The following is a 17,963-nucleotide window of genomic DNA, read 5'->3' on the forward strand; positions in this document are numbered from 1 at the left end:
GCTTTGCCACAAGGCGGTCATGAAACTGAGTCGTGACGCCATCGTCGATGAAGCGATCGCCCTGTTGCAGGAAGAGGGGCTGGAGGCGGTGTCGCTGCGCAATGTGGCGGCCCGTCTGGACGCGAAGGCGCCCTCGCTCGCGCGCCATGTCGGCGACAAGCAGAGCCTGCTGGCGCTGATGTCGAACCGCCTGTTCATGGGGGCGCTGGATGACGTCGCCTCTGGTGGACCATGGACGGACTGGATGGTGCGCTTTGGTCAATCGCTCTGGCGCAAGCAACGCGTGACCCGCGACGCGGCGCTGCTGATCGCCGCTGCGCCGGCCCATATCGGCTCCATGGAGGCGATAGCCGATCGTCTGAGCGCACAGATCGGCGCGGTGGGCCTACCGCCCGCGCGCGGCATGATGATCCAGTCGGCGGTGCAGGCTCTGGTAACGGGGTGGACCGGTTTTGCCACTGGCCCGCAGGGCGGCGATATCGCTCGACTGGTGGAGATCGACGCCGCCGTGGATGCCAGCCTGATCGCGCTGGTCCAGGGTTTTGCCGCATCGAGCGACGATCTGTGATGCTTGGAAAAGGGCTGATCATCGGCGCCCCTGCGTCGGGCGCCGGCAAGACGATGGTGACGATCGGCCTGCAACGGGCCTTTGCCGATCGCGGCCTCGCCGTGCACGGCGCCAAATGCGGGCCGGACTATATCGATCCGGCCTTTCACGCGGCCGCGACCGGGCGGCCCTCGATCAATCTGGACGGGTTCGCCATGGCGCCGGCCATGCTGCGCGGGCTGGCCGCACATGTCGCATCCACTGTCCAACTCGTTGTCGCAGAAGGGGCGATGGGCCTTTATGACGGCGCACGGGCGGAAGGTCGGTCAGGCGCCTCCGCCGATGTCGCGCACCTGCTGGACTGGCCGATGCTGCTGGTCGTCGATGCCCGCGCCGCAGCGCAGACGGTGGCAGCGGTGGCGCATGGCTGCGCGACCTTTCCGGGCGCGCCCGCCATTGCCGGCGTGATCGCCAACCGGGTGGCCAGCCCCCGCCATCGCCGCATGATAGAGGATGGCTTTGCCCGCATCGGCCTGCCCCTGCTGGGCGCGATTTCAACCGATGAGGGGCTGGCCATGCCGTCGCGCCATCTGGGTCTGGTGCAGGCGGGCGAAACGGATGAACTGGAAGCGGGGATCGCGGCGATCGCGCAGCGCGTAGCGGCGCAATGCGATCTGGATGCGATCCATGCCGCGGCCGGAGCGACGGCGGATTTTCCGGCACTCAATCCGGGCATCCATCCGCCGGGGCAACGGATCGCCATCGCCCGCGATGCGGCTTTCAGCTTCTTCTACCCCCATATGGCGCATTGGTGGCGATCGGCCGGGGCGGAGCTGCACTTCTTCTCTCCGCTGGCGGACGAAGCGCCGCCGGCCGATTGCGATGCCTGCTGGCTGCCGGGCGGCTATCCCGAACTCCATGCCGGGCGGATCGCGGCCAATCACCATTTCCTGACGGGCCTTCGCACCTTCGCGCAAAATCGACCGGTTCATGGCGAGTGCGGCGGTTACATGGTGCTGGGCCGCACGCTGGAAGATGGGGATGGCGCGGTGCATGCCATGGCGGGCCTGCTGCCGATGGACAGTAGTTTCGCACAGCGGCGCAGGACATTGGGCTATCGCCGAGCCCGGTTGCGCCAGAATAGCAGCTTCGCTCCTGCCGGACAGCCATTGCTGGGCCATGAATTTCATTATGCGACGATCACCGCCAGCGAAGGCGAAGCGCTGGCCGACATGGCCGATGCGGAGGGACAACCACTTGCGCCCGCCGGCCATCGGGCGGGCCATGTGACGGGCGGCTTCTTCCACTTGATCGCCTGATCCAACTCCATTACGGCGGCCCTTGCGTCAGGTTCCCCGCAAGGGGATCAAAAGGGAACGGGGTTCAAGACCCCGGCTGCCCCTGCAACTGTGAGCGGCGAGCCATCGAGGCACAGGCCATTGGGATCATGATCCCGAGAAGGCGCTTCGAAACGGCATGGACCCGCAAGCCAGGAGACCTGCCTGTCGCGGTCGTTCTTCGTCCGGACAGGGTGTGCCGGTCGAACGAGGATATCCTCGCGCAACGACAAGCTGACCGTGCGGATTCGCGCGGCGGTGAAGTCGTGCGCATTGGCGTTCGGCATCGCTGTCGCGCCGCGCCCGCCCGGTCCTGTCAAAGACTGGGGGATTATCATGCACTGGATTTCAAAAAGCGGACTTTTCATTCTGGCGGGCCTGTCCATCCCCGGCTTCTCGACGCCGGCCATGGCCGAGGATGCGAGCGAGGTGATCGTCACGGCGCTGCGCCAGCCGCAGGCGATCGAGCAGGTGGCCTCGAGCATCACCGTGCTCGACAAGGCGGCGATCGACGCCGCGCAGGCTCTCACCGTATCGGACCTGCTGATCCGCACGCCCGGCATCAGCTTCACCCGCAATGGCGGCTATGGCACGGCGACGTCGATCCGTATCCGCGGTGCGGAGGCCGATCAGACCGTGCTGGTGATCGATGGCGTCAAGCTGGCCGATCCGTCCTCGACCGGCGGCGGCTATAATTTCGCGACGCTGATGACCGGCGATATCGACCGGATCGAGATTTTGCGCGGGCCGCAGTCGATTCTGTGGGGCAGCCAGGCGATCGGCGGCGTCGTCAATGTCGTGACGGCGCGCGCGCAGCGGCCGATCGAAGGCAGCTTCGATATCGATGCGGGATCGCGCGACACCGTCAGCGCCCGCGCCGCGCTGGGCGGTCGGCAGGGGGCGCTCGATTGGCAGGTCGCAGGCAGCCGCTTTACGACGCAGGGGATTTCCGCGATCAGCCCGCGCTATGGCGCCAAGGAGAAGGACGGCTATAGCAACAGCACGCTCAATGGCCGGCTGGGCGTTGCACTGGCGCCGGGTGTGTCGGTCGATATGCGGGGCTATTATGCCAAGGGCCGTACCGATATCGACAGCGCCGGGACCGTGCCCGACAGTCCGGAATATTCGCAGACCGAGGAGTGGATCGGCTATGCGGGCCTGAATGCCGACCTGTTCGGCGGGGCACTGCACAACCGTCTGTCCTTCAGCCGTAGCGAAACGATACGCGACAATATCAATCCGTCGCGCAAGCAGCGCCCGCTCAGCTTCGCGGCCAAGGGCGAAACCAACCGCTACGAATATCAGGGCGTGCTGACGATCGGGCAGGGATGGACGGCGACTTTCGGCGCGGAACGCGAAGAGCAGCGGATGCGCACCGCATCGCCCCCCAACAGCCTGGCCTCCTACGCGACCATCCGTGGATCGGCCGATATCGACAGCCTTTATGCGCAACTCAATGTCGAACCGCTGGCCGGGCTGACCCTTAATGGTGGGGTGCGCTACGACCATCATTCGACCTTCGGCGGCAATACCGTCTTCGGCGCAGGCGCGGCCTGGGCGCTGGCCAAGGACAGCACGATTCTGCGCGCGAGCTATGGTGAGGGGTTCAAGGCGCCGACGCTTTATCAACTCTATAGCGACTATGGGAATATGGCGCTGGTGCCGGAAAAGTCGCACGGCTGGGATGCGGGTATCGAACAGCATCTGTTCGACCATGGCTTGATCCTGTCGGCCACCTGGTTCGACCGCAGCACCGATAATCTCATCACCTATAATGGTTGCCCGACGACCAACCGGCCGCCGCTTTGCTATGCGCCCGGCACGACCATGCCGCGCTTGGGCTATTACGCCAATGTCCAGCGCAGCGAGGCGCACGGGCTGGAACTGGCCGGGGTCGCGCATGTCGGTCGATTGACGCTGGACGGCAATTATAGCTGGGTATCGGCGGAGGATCGCTCGCCCGGCCTCAACTATGGCAACCAGTTGGCGCGGCGTCCGCGTCATGCGGCCAATGGCACGCTGCGCTATGACTGGACCTTCGGCCTGAGCACGGCGGTCGCAGTCCGTTGGTCGGGTAAGGCGCTGGATGCGGCGCGGACGAGCGCGACCGTGGCGCCGTTCGTGAACGATGCCTATACGCTGGTCGACCTGCGCGCCGAAATGCCGGTGCTGGACAAGCTGACGCTGTTTGGTCGGGTCGAAAATCTGTTCGACGACTATTATGAGACGGCGCGTCGCTATGGTCAGTTGGGGCGCAGCATCCATGCCGGCCTGAGGGCACGGTTTTGATATCCTATGAACGGGAGTGCATGACTATGGATAGCCTGTCCCCTGCCACCGCCCGCCATCTGTGGGTGGGACTGATGACGGTGGCCAGCACCGTGACGACACTGGTGCTGGCCTGCGCCACGCCCTTTCCCGCGCTCGCCGCCATCGCTGCGCTGTATGTTCGGCGACAGGAAGGCATCATCCTGATGCTCGCCGCCTGGGCGGTGTCGCAGGGGGTGGGATATTGCCTGCTTGGCTATCAGATGACCGCCGAGAACGCCTTCTGGGCCGTAACCATGGCGCTGGCCGCGATCGCGGCGGTGATGTGCGCGGGTTGGGTGGCCGGTCGATCGGCTGGAGCACATCCTGCGCTCCGGCTGGCGGCCGCCTATGGCGTGGCATTCGTCGCGTTCAAGCTTGTCGTTCTGGGCGGGGCCGTGCTGCTTAATTCCGGTTGGGCGGCGTTCGCGCCGGACATATTGGCGCGGCAGTTCGTCCGCTACGCCATGATCCTGGGCGGGTTGCTGGGGTTGCAATATCTGCTCGATCGCGGCGGCTTGCTGCGCGCCGGAGTGGCCGTCTGATGCTGCGCGCGGTCGAGGATGGCCCGGCGGTGGTAGTATGCAGCAGCTGCCGTCATTCGGCGGACGCGCGGGAGGATGGAGAGGGCGTGCGCGGCGGCGCCCGGCTGGCGGAAGCGTTGCGCAGGGTCAAGGCTGGCTCGGATCGTTATGACGCGGTAGCGGTGCAGGATATGCCCTGTCTCTTCGCCTGTTCCGACCATTGCACCGTCCATCTGCGCGCGCCGGGCAAGATCGGCTATGTGCTGGGCCGCTTTACGCCGGATGAGGACGCGGCGCGCGCGATCCTGGACTATGCCGTCCATCATGCTGAAAGCGAGCATGGGCAGGTGCGTTATGCCGACTGGCCGCAGGGGGTGAAGGGGCATTTCATCGTGCGGACGCCGCCGCCGGGTTTCGTCGCGACATGAGCCTATTCCCAACCGTTGCGGCGTTCGATGCCGCCTTGGCGTCCCTACCGGCTGCCGATGCGCCTTGCCGGGCGGCGGCCGGCGCGCGACAGGCGCAACTGACCAAGCCTGCCGGATCGCTCGGCCGGCTGGAAGAGATTGCCATCTTCATGGCGGGTTGGCAGCGGCGCGCGCGTCCACGGGTCGATCGTGGGCGCGCGGTGATCTTTGCCGGTAATCACGGCGTGACCCGCTATGGGGTCAGCGCCTTTCCGCCCGAAGTGACCGCGCAGATGGTTGCCAATTTCGCGCGCGGCGGGGCGGCGATCAATGCCTTGGCGGGCGCGGCCGGGCTGGACTTGCGCGTCGTGCCGATCGCGCTGGACCAGCCGACGGCCGATTTCACGGTCGAACCGGCGATGAACGAAGCCGAATGTCTGATTGCGCTCAATATCGGCGCGGAAGCGGTCGAACCGGGACTGGACCTGCTGCTGCTCGGTGAAATGGGGATCGGCAACACGACGGCGGCGGCGGCTTTGTGCCAGCGCAGTTTCGGCGGTAACGCGACGGACTGGGTCGGCGCCGGAACGGGCGTCGGCGGTCATGGTCTGGAGGTCAAGCGAGAGGTGGTCGAGTTGGCCATCGCCTGCCATGCCCACGCGCCCGCGACGCCGTTCGAGACGTTGCGTCGGGTCGGCGGGCGAGAAATCGTGGCGATCGCCGGGGCGATGCTGGCCGCGCGCCTTCACCATGTGCCGGTGGTGCTGGACGGCTTCATCTGCGGTGCTGCGCTGGCGCCGCTGGCCGCTGCAATGCCATCCATCACCGACCATATATTGGCCGGGCATCTGTCAGCCGAAGCGGCGCACGGACGATTGCTGGAGCGACTGTGCCTGAGCCCGCTGCTCGACCTCGACATGCGATTGGGCGAAGGGAGCGGCGGCGCGGTGGCCGCAGCGGTCATCCGATCGGCACTCGCGGCGCATGACCAGATGGCGACCTTTGTCGATGCCGGCGTATCGGCCGGGTGATGACGGGCCGGCTGCTCCACCTGATGCGGCATGGCGCGCCTGTCGTCACCGGGCGGTTGCTGGGGCATAAGGACTGGCCCGCCACGGATGCGGGCATAGCGGCCTGCGTCGCACGCGCGGAATCGTTGGCGGTGTCGGCGATCATCTCTTCCGACCTGCTGCGCGCGCGGCAAGGGGCCGACGCTATCGCCATTCGGTGTGACATCCTGCCCCAGATCGATTCCCGCTGGCGTGAACTGGACTTTGGTGCCTGGGATGGGGTCCATCCGGCGACGCTGGATGCCGGTACATTGGCAGATTTCTACGCCGATCCCGATGCCTGCCCGCCGCCCGGTGGCGAACGCTGGTCTGCGCTGACGGGGCGGGTCGATGCGGCAATCGCGGCGCTGCCGGCGGAACCGGCGCTGGTCGTGACTCATGGCGGCGCGATGCGGGCGGCGCTGGCGCTTCTATGCGGTTTCGAGCAGCGCCAGCTGTGGGCGTTCGACTTGCCCTATGCCGCCTGCCTCACCCTACGTCTCTGGCCGGGCGAGCGACGCTGGGCGCAGATTGTCGGGCTGACGACATGAAGGGTTTGATCCTCTCGCTCCAATTCCTGACTCGCCTGCCAATGCCGCAAATCGTGGCCAATGCGGATGATTTTGCATGCTCCATCCGCTGGTTTCCGCTGGCAGGGATGGTTGTCGGGGCGGTCGTCGCCGGCGCGGCATGGGGCGGCGGACGGATCGACCCATGGACCGGGGCGCTGCTGGGATTACTGGCCTGGGTCTGGGTAACGGGCGCGCTGCATCTGGATGGGCTGGCGGATCTGGCCGATGCGCACGCCGCCGCCCATAAGGGGCGCGACCGGCTTTTGGCGGTGCTGGCCGATCCGCATGTCGGCGCTATGGGCGTGACGGGCGTGGCACTGCAACTCATCGCCAAGCTGATATTGCTGCACGGCCTGATCGAAGCCGGAGCGATCGGCGCCCTTGCTTTCATCCCGTTCGCGGCGCGAACCGCACCGCTCTGGTGGAGCCGTTGCTTGCCGCCGTTGCATGATGGACTGGGTACCCGCTTTCGCCTTGCCGTCCGTCCGGTCGATTTGGGCCTGTGGACGGCGGTGCTGATGCTGGCTGCGTGGTGGTGCCCGGCGTTGATGGGGACTTTGCCGCTCATCGGCCTGTGGGGCTGGTGGGTGAAGACACGCATTGGCGGCATATCAGGGGACAGCCATGGCGCAGGCATCGAACTGTTGGAAAGCGGGCTGTTGCTGGTCATGCTGATCCTATTGCGCGTCGTATGACAGGCTGGACCTTTCATGGTGGCAAGCTAGACGCGGCGCGGCGGATTTTCGGTGATGGGCAGGCGCCGTGGATGGACTTGTCGACCGGGATCAACCCAGACAGTTGGCCGGTGGAGAAAGCGCCGGCTTTCAACTGGCGGGCGTTGCCCGACGATGCGCAATTGGCGGTGCTGGAACATAATGCGGCGGCGCATTTCGGTGTGGATCCCTCGCATCTCTGTGCTGTGCCGGGCAGCGAAGCGGGGTTGCGGTTGTTGGGGGAATTGTTGCCGGGGGATCTGCTCCACGGCGCGGCCTGCTATCGCACCCATCGCGACATTCGGCCCGACAGCCGGGCTTTTGCGCCTGATCGGGATGACCCGGCCGGCAAGATATTGCTGCTCGCCAATCCCAATAATCCCGATGGTCGCCTTTTGGACCGGGAAGCGCTGGACGGGTTGTTGCACCGGCAGACGGATAGCTGCGGCTGGCTGGTGCTGGACGAGGCCTATGCCGATTACCGGCCGGAGAGCAGCCTGGCGCATCGGATCGAGGATGCGCAGCGCCTGATTATCTTTCGTTCCTTCGGCAAATTTTTCGGTCTGGCCGGGTTGCGCCTCGGCTTCGTGATCGGCCCGCGGTCCATCATCGCGCGTTTTCGCGAGAGGCTGGGAAGTTGGCCGCTCTCCACGGCCGCGCTTGTGATCGGGGCCGCCGCCTACGCCGATCGCGACTGGATCGTCACCATGCGGATACAGTTGATCGCGCAAGCGGCGGCGCTGGATGACGTGCTGCGCGCCCATGATCTAGAACCGCAAGGCGTGTGCCCGCTGTTCCGGCTGATCGAGACGGACAATGCGATGGCGCTGTTCGAGCGTCTGGCTCGACAGGCGATCCTGACCCGTCCGTTCGATGAGAATGCGCGTTGGCTGCGGATCGGCTTGCCACAAGGCGCAGACAGCCTTGCGAGACTGGACGAGGCGCTGGCCCATGGTTGAGCCGGTGGCGGTTTTGGCCCTGGCGGTCGAGGCGGTCATTGGCTGGCCCAATGCGCTGCATCGCCGGATCGGGCATCCGGTGGGGGCCTTCGCTGCCATCATCGCATGGTGTGAAAAGACATGGAACCGACCGGAAAGCGCCGAGGGGTGGCGCAGGCTTGCCGGCATCCTTTGCGTTCTGCTGCTGCTTATTCTGGCGGTCGGCGGCGGCCTTTTGCTGGAGCAGGGATTGCGGCTGGTCGCGGGACGTTGGGCCTGGATCGGCATCACTCTGATGGCCGTACCGGGCATGGCAGCGGGCAGCCTTTATCGCCATGTCCGCGCTGTCGCTGTGCCGTTGCACGACAGGCGGATCGAGGATGCACGCGCGGCCGTCAGCATGATCGTGGGGCGCGATACCGCGCGGTTGGACGAAGCGGGTGTGGCGCGGGCGGCGATCGAGAGTCTCGCCGAAAGTTTTTGCGACGGGGTGGTGGCGCCGCTGTTCTGGTTGATGCTGGGCGGGTTGCCGGGCCTTTGGGCCTATAAGGCGATCAATACCGCCGACAGCCTGATCGGCCATCGCGAGCCGCGCTGGCGTGCCTTCGGATGGGCGGCGGCGCGGCTGGACGACCTGCTCAACCTTATTCCCGCGCGGTTGTCGGGCTTGCTGCTCTGTGTGGCTGGTGGCGGCGGATGGGGCACTATGCTGCGCGATGCCGGGCGTCATGCCTCGCCCAATGCGGGGTGGCCGGAGGCGGCGATGGCTGGCGCGCTGCATTTTTCTCTGGCCGGGCCGATCGCCTATGATGGCGTGGCGCAGGACAAAGCGTGGATTGGGTCGGGACGGAGCGACCTGAGCGCGGATGATATCGACGCGGCTTTGCGCGTTTATCTGCGGGCCTGCCTGCTGCTGGGGCTGATCGCCGGACTATTTGCATGGAGACTGTCATGAGCCTGTTGTTCGTGTTGGGTGGCGCACGGTCGGGCAAGAGCCGCTACGCCCTGAAACGCGCCGAAGCCCTGCCGGGCGAGTTGCTGTTCGTTGCCACCGCGCAGGCGCTGGACCACGAGATGGACAGCCGAATTGCGCGGCATCGCGAGGAGCGCGGTCCGCGCTGGCGCACAATCGAGGAGCCGGTCGATCTGGCGGCAGTGGTGCGGGCGGAGGTGCGGGCGGATCGCGTGTTGCTGATCGACTGCCTGACATTATGGGCGTCCAACCTGATGTTCGCGGATCGGGATATCGATACTGCGACCGGGGCGTTGGTCGCGGCGCTGGGTGAAGCGCAAGGGCCGGTGATCCTGGTTGCGAACGAAGTCGGACTGGGCATCGTGCCCGACAATGCGCTGGCGCGCCGCTTTCGCGATGTCGCAGGCATCGTCAATCAGGCCGTGGCCGCTTGCGTGGATGAAGCCGTGTTCATGGCAGCGGGCTTGCCGATGCGCCTGAAATAGCGGCGCACCCTCCACTCTCCTCTTGCAACAACCATAACGATTGTTACTATGAGTCGAGATAAGAGAGGAGCTTCAAGGCCATGCCAGCCTATCCCCAGACCATCCATTTCGTCGGGCTGAACACGCCCGTCGGTATCGAATGGTCCGCCCGCAATCTGGATGTGATCGGCACGATCCCGGCCGAAATTGACGGGGCCTTCTTTCGCGCCGTGCCCGATCCGGCGCATCCGCCGATGTTCGATGACGATATCATCCTGTCGGGCGACGGCATGGTCGCGAAATTCGCCATCCATGACGGGACGGTCGATTATGCGATCCGCTATGTCGAAACGGAGCGCTACGCGCTGGAGAAGGGCGCGCGGCGCGCGCTGTTCGGCCAGTATCGCAACCCTTTCACCGATGACCCTGCCGTGGCTGGCCGGGATCGTACCGTCGCCAACACCACGCCGGTCTGGCATGGCGGGCGGCTGTTCATGACCAAGGAAGATGGCCTGGGTTACGAGGTCGATCCCGATACGCTGGAGACGATCGGCCGCTGGGATTATCATGGCGCCTTCACGTCGCAGACCTTTACCGCGCATCCGCGCGTCGATCCGCAAACCGGGGAAATGTTCTTCTTCGGCTATGAAGCGGATGGGGTGTGCTCGACGAAGATCGCCTATGCCATCGCCGATCGGGACGGCCATCTGATCAGCGAACAATGGTTCGATCAGCCCTATTGTTCGACCATCCATGATTTCGCGATCACGGAACACTACGCCATCTTCCCCATTTTTCCCACGACGGCCGATCTCGACCGGCTGAAAGCGGGCGGCGCGCATTGGGCGCATCAGCAGGATCTGGAGAGCTGGGTCGGCATCATGCCGCGTTATGGCAAGGTGGAGGAGATGCGCTGGTTCAAGGGGCGGCCGGGTATATCCGCCTTCCATCTGGTCAACGCCTTTGAAGAGGGTGGGCTTATCCATCTCGACCTCTGCCTGTCGGACACCAATGCCTTTGGTTTCATGCGCGAAGCCGGTGGCGTGCAGCGCGACCAGCGCGATATCCAAGGCGGCCTCACCCGCTGGACCTTCGATCTGGCGAAGCCCGGGGATGGCTATGAGGAACGGGTCGTCGGCCCGCCGGGCGATATGCCGCGATTGCGCGATGCCGATCAGGGGCGGCCCTATCGTTCGGCCTGGTATCTGTCGATGAACCCGCAGGGCGGGCCGCCGCTGCCCGGTGGGCCGGTGGGCTTCGCTTTCAACGCCCTGTTGCAGATCGAGCCGGGCAACGGCCGTATCGACATGATGGGGTTGGAGTTCGGCATGGCGATCAGCGAACCGGTGCATGTGCCCGCCGTGCAGGCGGATCAGGACGGCTGGTTGCTGATGGTGGTGGACCGGCAGGCTGCGGAATCGTTTCAGTCGGAACTGTGGGTCGTGGATGCAGGCGCGATCGGTGCCGGTCCGGTCGCCCGCGTGCCGATGCCATTGCCGATGCGGGCGCAGGTACATGGCGCCTGGGTATCTGCGGCGCAATTGGCACGAGGCAAGGCACGTCAGCCCGCTTGACAAAATACTAACGATCGTTATTGATTGACGGGAGAGGGGCGGGCCTAAAGTCCGTTCTCTCCAACAAGGACTGCAAAGCAGAACCGGCCATCGGCACCGGCGAGAGGATGACAGGACAAGGCAGGCGCATCGGCGCCGCCCCCGACCGGAACCCGACCAAGCGGGTTCGGTGTCGCCCCTCCCATGCCTGCGGCCGACCAGAAGAGGGAGGAAGAGATCATGTCCAACGGGAAGTGCGCATTTCGGGGCCATGTGGCGATGCTGGCGCTGGTTAGTGCGATGACGGGCGCGATGATGGCCGTGCCGGCGCTGGCGCAAGAGGCCCCGGCATCCGGGCCAGCGCCCGAACAGCAGGCGGCGGATCAGGCCAATAGCGCCGATATCATCGTCACTGCCCAGTTCCGCGCACAAAATCTCCAGGACACGCCGATCGCGATCACCGCCGTATCGGCCGATACGCTAGCGGCGCGCAGCCAGACCAGCGTGACCGATCTGGGCCAGTTCGCGCCCAACGTCGCATTGGCGCCGGCGACGAGCATTCAGGGCAATGCCGTAGCCGCCTTCATCCGCGGTGTCGGCCAGTTGGACGCCAGCTTCGCGTTGGAGCCGGGCGTCGGCATCTATATCGACGATATTTATTATGGCACGACCTTTGGCGCGGTGATGGACCTGACCGATCTGGAGCGGGTCGAGGTGCTGCGCGGGCCGCAGGGGACGCTGGCCGGCAAGAATAGTGTGGGCGGCGCGGTGAAGCTGTTCAGCAAGAAGCCCGATTCCACGCCGGGCGGCTTTGTCGAAGCGACCTATGGCCGGTTCGACCGGCTGGAACTGCGCGGCAGCGCCAATATTCCGCTGACCAACGATCTGTTCCTGCGCGTGTCGGGCGTGTCGAAAAATGTCGACGGCTATATGAAGCTGCTCGATTATGGCTGCGTCAACCCGACGTCGGGTATCCCGGCCAGCAGCGGCAACAAGAATTGCCAGACCGGCACCGAAGGCGGGATCGACGTGATGGGGCTGCGCGCCGCCCTGCGCTACGCCCCGGCCGGATCGCCGCTGGAAATCAACATCGTCGCCGATGTGTCCAAGGACAAGAGCGAGGTGGTCGCGACCAAATTGCTCTATGCCAATAATCCGTTGGTGCGCAGCTATGTCCCGGGTGACGCGACGGCGGGCATCCCGTTCGACGGCCGTTTCCTGACGGGATCGAAGAGCTACACCTCCTATGCGACCTATGGCACGGGCGGCAATTATACGACCGTGTTCGGCATTCCGACCCAGATCGCACCGGGCGGCTTTACCGCCAGCCCGACCAGCACAGTCAAGGCCTGGGGCGTGTCGGGCACGATCGACTATGATTTGTCCGATGCGCTGAAATTGAAGTCGATCACCGGCTATCGTAGCGCGAACGGTACCAGCGCGATCGACGTGGATGGATCGCCGCTTGCCATATTGTTGCAGGAATTCACCTATGGCCATGAGCAGTTCACGCAGGAACTGCGCCTGAGCGCCAATTTCAATGACAAGGTCGACCTGACCGTCGGTGGCTTCTATTACAAGGCTACGGATACGATCAAAGGGCGCAGCCAGATCCCGACCCTCTTGTTCGATTTTCTGTCGGACGACGTGATCAAGAATCGCAGCATATCGGCCTTCGCCCATGGCGAATTCCATGTCACTGATGCGTTCAACATCATCGGCGGCCTGCGCTATACCGACGACAAGAAGACCTATCGCTATTCCCGGCGCAATGTGGATGGGACATTGCCGAGCGGGGCCTTCTTCACCCCCAATTTCCTGCTGGTTGGGCTGGACGGTTTGACCGGCACATTCAGCGGCAATCGGTTGGATTACCGCATCGGCGTCAATTATCGCTGGTCGGACGAACTGATGACCTATGCGCAGCTGTCGACCGGCTTCAAGGGCGGTGGCATCAACCCGCGCCCGTCTGCGCCGGATCAGGTGCAGAGCTTTGGCCCGGAAAAGCTGACCACCTATGAGGCCGGCTTCAAGGCTGATTTGTTCAGCCGGATGCTGCGCCTGAATGGCGCGGTCTTCCTCAACAAATATAATGATATGCAGCTGGTCCGCTACCAATGTCCGGAAAGCGTCGTCCTGTCCTGTTCGGTGCCGTCCAATGCGGGCGATGCCGAGGTGTTCGGGTGGGAGCTGGAAGCGCAATTGCGGCCGACAGAGGGCCTGTCGTTCGATGCGTCGGTCGGCTATCTCGACTTCGATTATAAAAAGATCACCAATCCCGCGACGCTGGTGACGAAGGATATGATCGCGCCCTTCATCAGCAAATGGCAGCTGTCGGCTGGCGTACAATATGAAGCGGACCTTGGCGGCAACGGCACGCTGACGCCGCGGATCGACTGGTCCTGGCGCTCCAACTTCTATTATAATTCGGTCAACAACCCCTATAATCTGATCGACGCGCCCAGCCTGGTGAATGCGCGGCTGACCTATCAGGCGCCGGACAAGGATTGGTCGCTCAGCGCCGGCGTCACCAACGTCTTCGACAAATTCTACTATAATGGCGTGGCGGAAAATGTCGGAACCTTCGGCGTCGTGACCGGCACCGTCGGCCGCCCGCGCGAATGGACGATCACGGCCAAGAAGAGCTTCTGATTTCCTGTAGGGAAGGGGAGGAAGGCTCGTCCGCCATAAGCGGGCGAGCCTTTTTCATTATGCCGCTTCCGCTTCGCCTGCTTCGGCGCGGGCAAGGCGTTCGACCAGCCGGTTGAACAGGGTGACGCCGCGATCATGGACGGTGGGCATGATGCGCGGTGATGGCGTCCGGTCGATCACGCGCTGCTGCGCCTCGATCATGACCTTGTCTTCGGCAAAGGCGCGGTCGGCGAGGGTCATCAGCATGTCGCGTATGGCCTCGTCGCCATGGTCGCGATGCGGCCCCCAGGAGAAGAAATAGCGCGCCGTCCGGTCGCCGGTCGGGGTCACTGCCTGGCTAGTGAAGGTGACGGCGCCGATCGCCTCGGCATAGTCGGGCTGTGCGAAGCCGCACCGTTCGGCCGTTCCGGCGACGAAGCTGCCGCTCCACATCAGCAGTATGCCGGGCAGCAGGAAATCATAGGTTTGCCAGCTGTCGATCAGGGCGTCGCTCTTGCGTCGGCCGGGGCCGTGGGTGCCCACGACCCAGCGCTCGAACCGTACGCCGCGCTCCAGCGGCGTGAGGCGCGGGCGTTCGTCCGCAAATTCGGGACCGGCACCGAAACTCTCTGCATGGACATAGCTCAGATGGCTGAAGTCGAGCAGATTGTCGTTGATCAGCCGCGCTTCTGCCGCATAGTCGAGGAAGCCGCGGCCGAGAATATAGTCGGGATTGTCGAAGCCGACCGCTGGCGGAATCAGCGCCGGGTCGGCCCGGGCCGGATCGCCCATCCAGATCCAGACCCAGCTATGGCGCAGTTCGACCGGATAGCTGCGCAGACGCGCTTGCGGCGGGATCATGTCCTGCCCCGGTATCTGGACCACCGCGCCGTCCGCGTCGAACAGCAGGCCATGATACATGCAGCGCAGCCTTGCCCCTTCGCATCGGCCAAGAGACAAGGGTGCCAGCCGATGGAGGCAGCGATCCTCGAACGCGACCAGCCGGTCTTCTGCCGACCAAAGCACGATGGGTTCATTCAGGATGGATATGGCCATGGGCCTGTCCGGTTCCAGATCCTGCGCCCAGGCGGCGACATACCATGCATTGCGCACATAGGTCATTTCGGCTCTCCCTCGTTTATTGAACAATGTTCAATGAACGTTGTTCAATTGTCAAGCGAGCGGGCTTGCGGCAAGAGGGTAGGGTGAAGATCAGACAGGAAGAGATTGTCGAGGCGGCGCTGACGCTGGCCGACGAACAGGGGCTGGGCGCGCTCAATATGCGTGCGATCGCGGCGCGTCTGGGCGTGCAGGCGTCGGCGCTCTACTGGCATGTGCCGTCCAAGACCGCGCTGATGCGGGCGATGGCGCAAAGCTTCCATGCGCGCGCGCTGGCGGTGGCGGGCGCGGGGGCGGCGAAGGATTGGCGCCGCTGGCTGATTGATTATGGCGTAGCGCTGCGGCGCGCATTGCTTAGTCATCAGGGGTCGGCGCTGCTCTGCGCGACGGCGCGGCCAGCGCCCGATACGGCGGCGGCTGCGGGCGATCTGTTGGCCGCGCCACTGGTGGCGCAGGGGCTGTCACGCGCGCATGCGCTCAGTTGCCTCGCGTCGATCAATGCGCTGGCGCTGGGCTGGGCGGTGTATGAACAGAGCGAGGCGATGCACGATCATCTTGCCGAGATGATCGGTTTCGACGAGAGTTTCGCGTTGGGACTGGAGGCGATGGTGTCGGGCTTTCACGTCGATTGACCCGTTGCAATAATAATAACGTTCGTTATGGTGTTGAGGTGATTCAAGCCAGTCGCATGCCCAGCAAGGGCGCGGCGGCGACATGCAGAAGAGGATAGACCATGACCCCCGACGCCGTTCGCATCGCCCATCCCGACAAGCTGTTCATCGGCGGCGCCTGGGTCGCATCGACCGGCGACGGCGTGATCGAGATCGTGTCGCCCAATAGCGAAGAGGTCGTCGCCCGCGTCGCCGACGGGACGGAAGCGGACATGGACCGCGCCGTCACCGCCGCGCGCAAGGCGTTCGATGAAGGGCCGTGGTCGACCATGGCGCCGGCCGAGCGCGGAGCGATCGTCCGGCGGATGGGTGCGGAACTGGAAAAGCGCGCGCCCGAACTAGCGGCCGCCTGGACCGCGCAGGTCGGCGGCCTCGCCAGTTTCGCGCCTGTCATGACCGGGGGAGCGACCGCGACGCTTATGGCCATCGTCGGCTATGCCGACAACTATCCCTTTGTGGAACGGCGGCCATCGCACATGGTCGATACCGCGATCGTGGTGCAGGAGCCTGCCGGCGTGGTCGCGGCGATCGCGCCCTGGAACGCGCCGTATGGCATCATGTCGGCCAAGGTCGCTTATGCGCTGGTCGCAGGCTGCACCGTCATCATGAAGCCCTCGCCGGAAACGCCGCTGGAAGCCTATATCATGGCGGAAGCGGCGGCGGCGGCGGGCGTGCCTGCGGGCGTTGTCAATCTGGTTGCGGCCGGGCGCGATGCGTCGGATCATCTGGTGCGCAATCCTGGCATCGACAAAGTGACGTTCACCGGATCGACGCTGGCCGGCAAGCGGATCGGCGAGGTCTGCGCCGGTCGCGTGGCGCGCTGCACGCTGGAACTGGGCGGTAAGTCTGCGGCGATCGTGCGCGACGATTTCCCGATCGAGGTCGCCGCCGCGATCCTGGGCAACACCATCACCATCATGAGCGGGCAGGTTTGTGCGATGCTGAGCCGCGCGATCGTGCCGCGTCATCGGCATGACGAACTGGCCGAGGCCATCGCCAGGGTGATGCAGGGCATCCGCATCGGCCATAGCGACGCAGCCGACACGCAACTCGGCCCGGTAGCGATGAAGCGCCAGCTGGAACGGGTAGAGGAGTATATCGGCCTGGGGCGCGAAAGTGCCGACCTCGTGACCGGCGGCAGTCGGCCTGCGCATATGAACAAGGGCTATTTCATCGAGCCGACCCTGTTCGCCAATGTCGATAACAACAGCCGCATCGCGCAGGAGGAGATTTTCGGCCCGGTGCTCTGCCTGATTCCGGCCGAGGATGAGGAAGACGCGATCCGCATCGCCAATGACAGCGCCTTTGGCCTTAACGGATCGGTGCTGACCAACGATGCCGATGCCGCCTACCGCATCGGCCGGCGCATCCGCGCGGGTGGCTTCGGCCAGAATGGCATGAAACTGGAATTCGGTCTGCCCTTTGGCGGGTTCAAGCAGTCTGGTATCGGTCGAGAAGGCGGGGTCGAGGGGCTGCATCCCTATCTGGAAACGAAAACGATCCTGCTCGACGCGGCGCCTGCGGGCTTCTGACGTTGATCGCTCTGGACGCGCAGGGGCGTGGCGCCGGCGGGGCGTTCACCGTTGCCAGGATCATTTTCGGCGGCTGGTTCCTCTTTTCCGGGGTGGAATATTTCACCCCCTTCGATCTCCAGCCACTGGGTAACACGCCGCTGGCGCAGGAATTCACGCTGGCGCTGATCCATTCGGGTCTGTTCGCCTGGATCAAGGTTATGGAGGTGATCGCGGCGCTGCTGATTCTCTCGAACCGGGCAGTGCTTCCGGCGGCACTCGCCTGCGTGCCGCTCAATATCGTTATCGGCTACTGGAATTTCGTTCTGGACCCTGGCCTGGTCGAATACGCGTTCGGAATTGTGACATTGCTGCTCAACGCGATTCTGCTGTGGCCCTGGCGGCAGGATCTGATCGGACTGCTGCGTTGGTGAGGTGCGGTGAACATCTGCTCCCATGGGGTGAGAGGGCGTGTTCGGATGCATATGAAATAAAAATGCAAAAACGTTATTGACCGAATCATCAGGTCCACTTAGAGGGCTTTTCACCGGACGGGGCGCTGCCATCAGGGAGCGCTCGGAACGGTCGCCAACATAGACGGACGACAGTCCTCCGAAACGCAAGGATCGGGGTGGCATAGTTGTCCG

Annotated in this window: 17 protein-coding genes and 1 riboswitch; of the genes, 16 read left to right on the plus strand and 1 reads right to left on the minus strand. The window is 64.6% G+C overall.

Annotation, left to right across the window (positions count from 1 at the left end; translation table 11 throughout):
- The first annotated feature begins 19 nt into the window (after positions 1-19).
- From F4U95_RS17625 to F4U95_RS17685, 13 genes are all read left to right on the plus strand, one after another.
- Positions 20-568 carry a TetR/AcrR family transcriptional regulator gene (locus F4U95_RS17625; RefSeq protein WP_120252367.1) on the plus strand — a complete coding sequence of 183 codons (549 nt, stop codon included), beginning with the start codon at positions 20-22 and terminating at the stop codon, positions 566-568.
- Complete coding sequence (locus F4U95_RS17630) at positions 568-1,866, plus strand: cobyrinic acid a,c-diamide synthase CobB (RefSeq protein WP_150426561.1); 1,299 nt, start codon at positions 568-570, stop codon at positions 1,864-1,866. Before F4U95_RS17625 ends, F4U95_RS17630 begins: the two co-directional genes overlap by 1 nt.
- Positions 1,867-1,878: 12 nt before the next feature.
- Positions 1,879-2,067: riboswitch (cobalamin riboswitch) on the plus strand.
- Between the two features lie 153 nt (positions 2,068-2,220).
- Positions 2,221-4,173 (plus strand): TonB-dependent receptor plug domain-containing protein, encoded by a 1,953-nt coding sequence (locus F4U95_RS17635; RefSeq protein WP_120253439.1) that lies wholly within the window; start codon positions 2,221-2,223, stop codon positions 4,171-4,173.
- A 26-nt stretch (positions 4,174-4,199) separates the two neighbouring features.
- Positions 4,200-4,736 (plus strand): hypothetical protein, encoded by a 537-nt coding sequence (locus tag F4U95_RS17640; protein ID WP_120252369.1) that lies wholly within the window; start codon positions 4,200-4,202, stop codon positions 4,734-4,736.
- Positions 4,736-5,143, plus strand: a complete 408-nt coding sequence (locus tag F4U95_RS17645; RefSeq protein ID WP_120252370.1) for a DUF1636 domain-containing protein — start codon at positions 4,736-4,738, stop codon at positions 5,141-5,143. Before F4U95_RS17640 ends, F4U95_RS17645 begins: the two co-directional genes overlap by 1 nt.
- Complete coding sequence (cobT, locus tag F4U95_RS17650; protein ID WP_120252371.1) at positions 5,140-6,153, plus strand: nicotinate-nucleotide--dimethylbenzimidazole phosphoribosyltransferase; 1,014 nt, start codon at positions 5,140-5,142, stop codon at positions 6,151-6,153. The genes F4U95_RS17645 and cobT overlap by 4 nt, the downstream gene beginning before the upstream one ends.
- On the plus strand, positions 6,153-6,722 hold the full coding sequence (locus tag F4U95_RS17655) for a histidine phosphatase family protein (protein ID WP_120252372.1): 570 nt from the start codon (positions 6,153-6,155) through the stop codon (positions 6,720-6,722). The genes cobT and F4U95_RS17655 overlap by 1 nt, the downstream gene beginning before the upstream one ends.
- Positions 6,719-7,438 (plus strand): adenosylcobinamide-GDP ribazoletransferase, encoded by a 720-nt coding sequence (locus F4U95_RS17660; protein WP_120252373.1) that lies wholly within the window; start codon positions 6,719-6,721, stop codon positions 7,436-7,438. The genes F4U95_RS17655 and F4U95_RS17660 overlap by 4 nt, the downstream gene beginning before the upstream one ends.
- Positions 7,435-8,415 (plus strand): threonine-phosphate decarboxylase, encoded by a 981-nt coding sequence (locus tag F4U95_RS17665; protein ID WP_120252374.1) that lies wholly within the window; start codon positions 7,435-7,437, stop codon positions 8,413-8,415. The genes F4U95_RS17660 and F4U95_RS17665 overlap by 4 nt, the downstream gene beginning before the upstream one ends.
- A complete protein-coding gene (gene cbiB, locus F4U95_RS17670; protein WP_120252375.1) occupies positions 8,408-9,349 on the plus strand; it encodes an adenosylcobinamide-phosphate synthase CbiB in 942 nt (313 codons plus the stop codon). Before F4U95_RS17665 ends, cbiB begins: the two co-directional genes overlap by 8 nt.
- Positions 9,346-9,852, plus strand: coding sequence for a bifunctional adenosylcobinamide kinase/adenosylcobinamide-phosphate guanylyltransferase (gene cobU / locus F4U95_RS17675; RefSeq protein ID WP_120252376.1), 507 nt, complete (start codon positions 9,346-9,348; stop codon positions 9,850-9,852). Before cbiB ends, cobU begins: the two co-directional genes overlap by 4 nt.
- An 80-nt stretch (positions 9,853-9,932) precedes the next feature.
- Positions 9,933-11,405 carry a lignostilbene-alpha,beta-dioxygenase NOV2 gene (gene nov2 / locus F4U95_RS17680; RefSeq protein WP_150426556.1) on the plus strand — a complete coding sequence of 491 codons (1,473 nt, stop codon included), beginning with the start codon at positions 9,933-9,935 and terminating at the stop codon, positions 11,403-11,405.
- Positions 11,406-11,624: 219 nt separating this feature from the next.
- On the plus strand, positions 11,625-14,036 hold the full coding sequence (locus F4U95_RS17685) for a TonB-dependent receptor (RefSeq protein WP_150426557.1): 2,412 nt from the start codon (positions 11,625-11,627) through the stop codon (positions 14,034-14,036).
- Positions 14,037-14,093: 57 nt separating this feature from the next.
- Here the strand turns inward: F4U95_RS17685 and F4U95_RS17690 are convergent, their stop codons facing one another.
- The gene (locus F4U95_RS17690; RefSeq protein ID WP_150426558.1) at positions 14,094-15,137 is read right to left on the minus strand and encodes an aromatic ring-hydroxylating dioxygenase subunit alpha; all 1,044 of its coding nucleotides are present in this window, start codon (positions 15,135-15,137) and stop codon (positions 14,094-14,096) included.
- A gap of 83 nt (positions 15,138-15,220) precedes the next feature.
- Between F4U95_RS17690 and F4U95_RS17695 the strand changes: the two genes are divergently transcribed.
- The 3 genes from F4U95_RS17695 to F4U95_RS17705 all read left to right on the plus strand — a co-directional run bounded on the left by F4U95_RS17695 (position 15,221) and on the right by F4U95_RS17705 (position 17,750).
- Positions 15,221-15,766 (plus strand): TetR family transcriptional regulator, encoded by a 546-nt coding sequence (locus tag F4U95_RS17695; protein WP_161600411.1) that lies wholly within the window; start codon positions 15,221-15,223, stop codon positions 15,764-15,766.
- 101 nt (positions 15,767-15,867) lie between these two features.
- Entirely contained in the window at positions 15,868-17,337 is a 1,470-nt protein-coding gene (locus F4U95_RS17700; RefSeq protein WP_150426560.1) for an aldehyde dehydrogenase, read from the plus strand.
- A 2-nt stretch (positions 17,338-17,339) separates the two neighbouring features.
- Complete coding sequence (locus tag F4U95_RS17705; RefSeq protein ID WP_232016404.1) at positions 17,340-17,750, plus strand: hypothetical protein; 411 nt, start codon at positions 17,340-17,342, stop codon at positions 17,748-17,750.
- Positions 17,751-17,963 lie beyond the last annotated feature (213 nt).

The sequence above is a fragment of the Sphingobium limneticum genome, assembly GCF_008710165.1.
Taxonomy (GTDB): Bacteria; Pseudomonadota; Alphaproteobacteria; order Sphingomonadales; family Sphingomonadaceae; genus Sphingobium; species Sphingobium limneticum.

Excerpts from the sequence above, each read along its gene's own strand:
- F4U95_RS17665 (WP_120252374.1), top strand. The coding sequence starts at position 7,435 with ATGACAGGCTGGACCTTTCATGGTGGCAAGCTAGACGCGGCGCGGCGG.
- F4U95_RS17640 (WP_120252369.1), top strand. The coding sequence starts at position 4,200 with ATGGATAGCCTGTCCCCTGCCACCGCCCGCCATCTGTGGGTGGGACTG.
- cobU (WP_120252376.1), top strand. The coding sequence starts at position 9,346 with ATGAGCCTGTTGTTCGTGTTGGGTGGCGCACGGTCGGGCAAGAGCCGC.
- F4U95_RS17635 (WP_120253439.1), top strand. The coding sequence starts at position 2,221 with ATGCACTGGATTTCAAAAAGCGGACTTTTCATTCTGGCGGGCCTGTCC.
- cobT (WP_120252371.1), top strand. The coding sequence starts at position 5,140 with ATGAGCCTATTCCCAACCGTTGCGGCGTTCGATGCCGCCTTGGCGTCC.
- F4U95_RS17655 (WP_120252372.1), top strand. The coding sequence starts at position 6,153 with ATGACGGGCCGGCTGCTCCACCTGATGCGGCATGGCGCGCCTGTCGTC.
- nov2 (WP_150426556.1), top strand. The coding sequence starts at position 9,933 with ATGCCAGCCTATCCCCAGACCATCCATTTCGTCGGGCTGAACACGCCC.
- F4U95_RS17690 (WP_150426558.1), bottom strand. The coding sequence starts at position 15,137 with ATGACCTATGTGCGCAATGCATGGTATGTCGCCGCCTGGGCGCAGGAT.
- F4U95_RS17685 (WP_150426557.1), top strand. The coding sequence starts at position 11,625 with ATGTCCAACGGGAAGTGCGCATTTCGGGGCCATGTGGCGATGCTGGCG.
- F4U95_RS17700 (WP_150426560.1), top strand. The coding sequence starts at position 15,868 with ATGACCCCCGACGCCGTTCGCATCGCCCATCCCGACAAGCTGTTCATC.
- cbiB (WP_120252375.1), top strand. The coding sequence starts at position 8,408 with ATGGTTGAGCCGGTGGCGGTTTTGGCCCTGGCGGTCGAGGCGGTCATT.
- F4U95_RS17625 (WP_120252367.1), top strand. The coding sequence starts at position 20 with ATGAAACTGAGTCGTGACGCCATCGTCGATGAAGCGATCGCCCTGTTG.
- F4U95_RS17645 (WP_120252370.1), top strand. The coding sequence starts at position 4,736 with ATGCTGCGCGCGGTCGAGGATGGCCCGGCGGTGGTAGTATGCAGCAGC.
- F4U95_RS17660 (WP_120252373.1), top strand. The coding sequence starts at position 6,719 with ATGAAGGGTTTGATCCTCTCGCTCCAATTCCTGACTCGCCTGCCAATG.
- F4U95_RS17630 (WP_150426561.1), top strand. The coding sequence starts at position 568 with ATGCTTGGAAAAGGGCTGATCATCGGCGCCCCTGCGTCGGGCGCCGGC.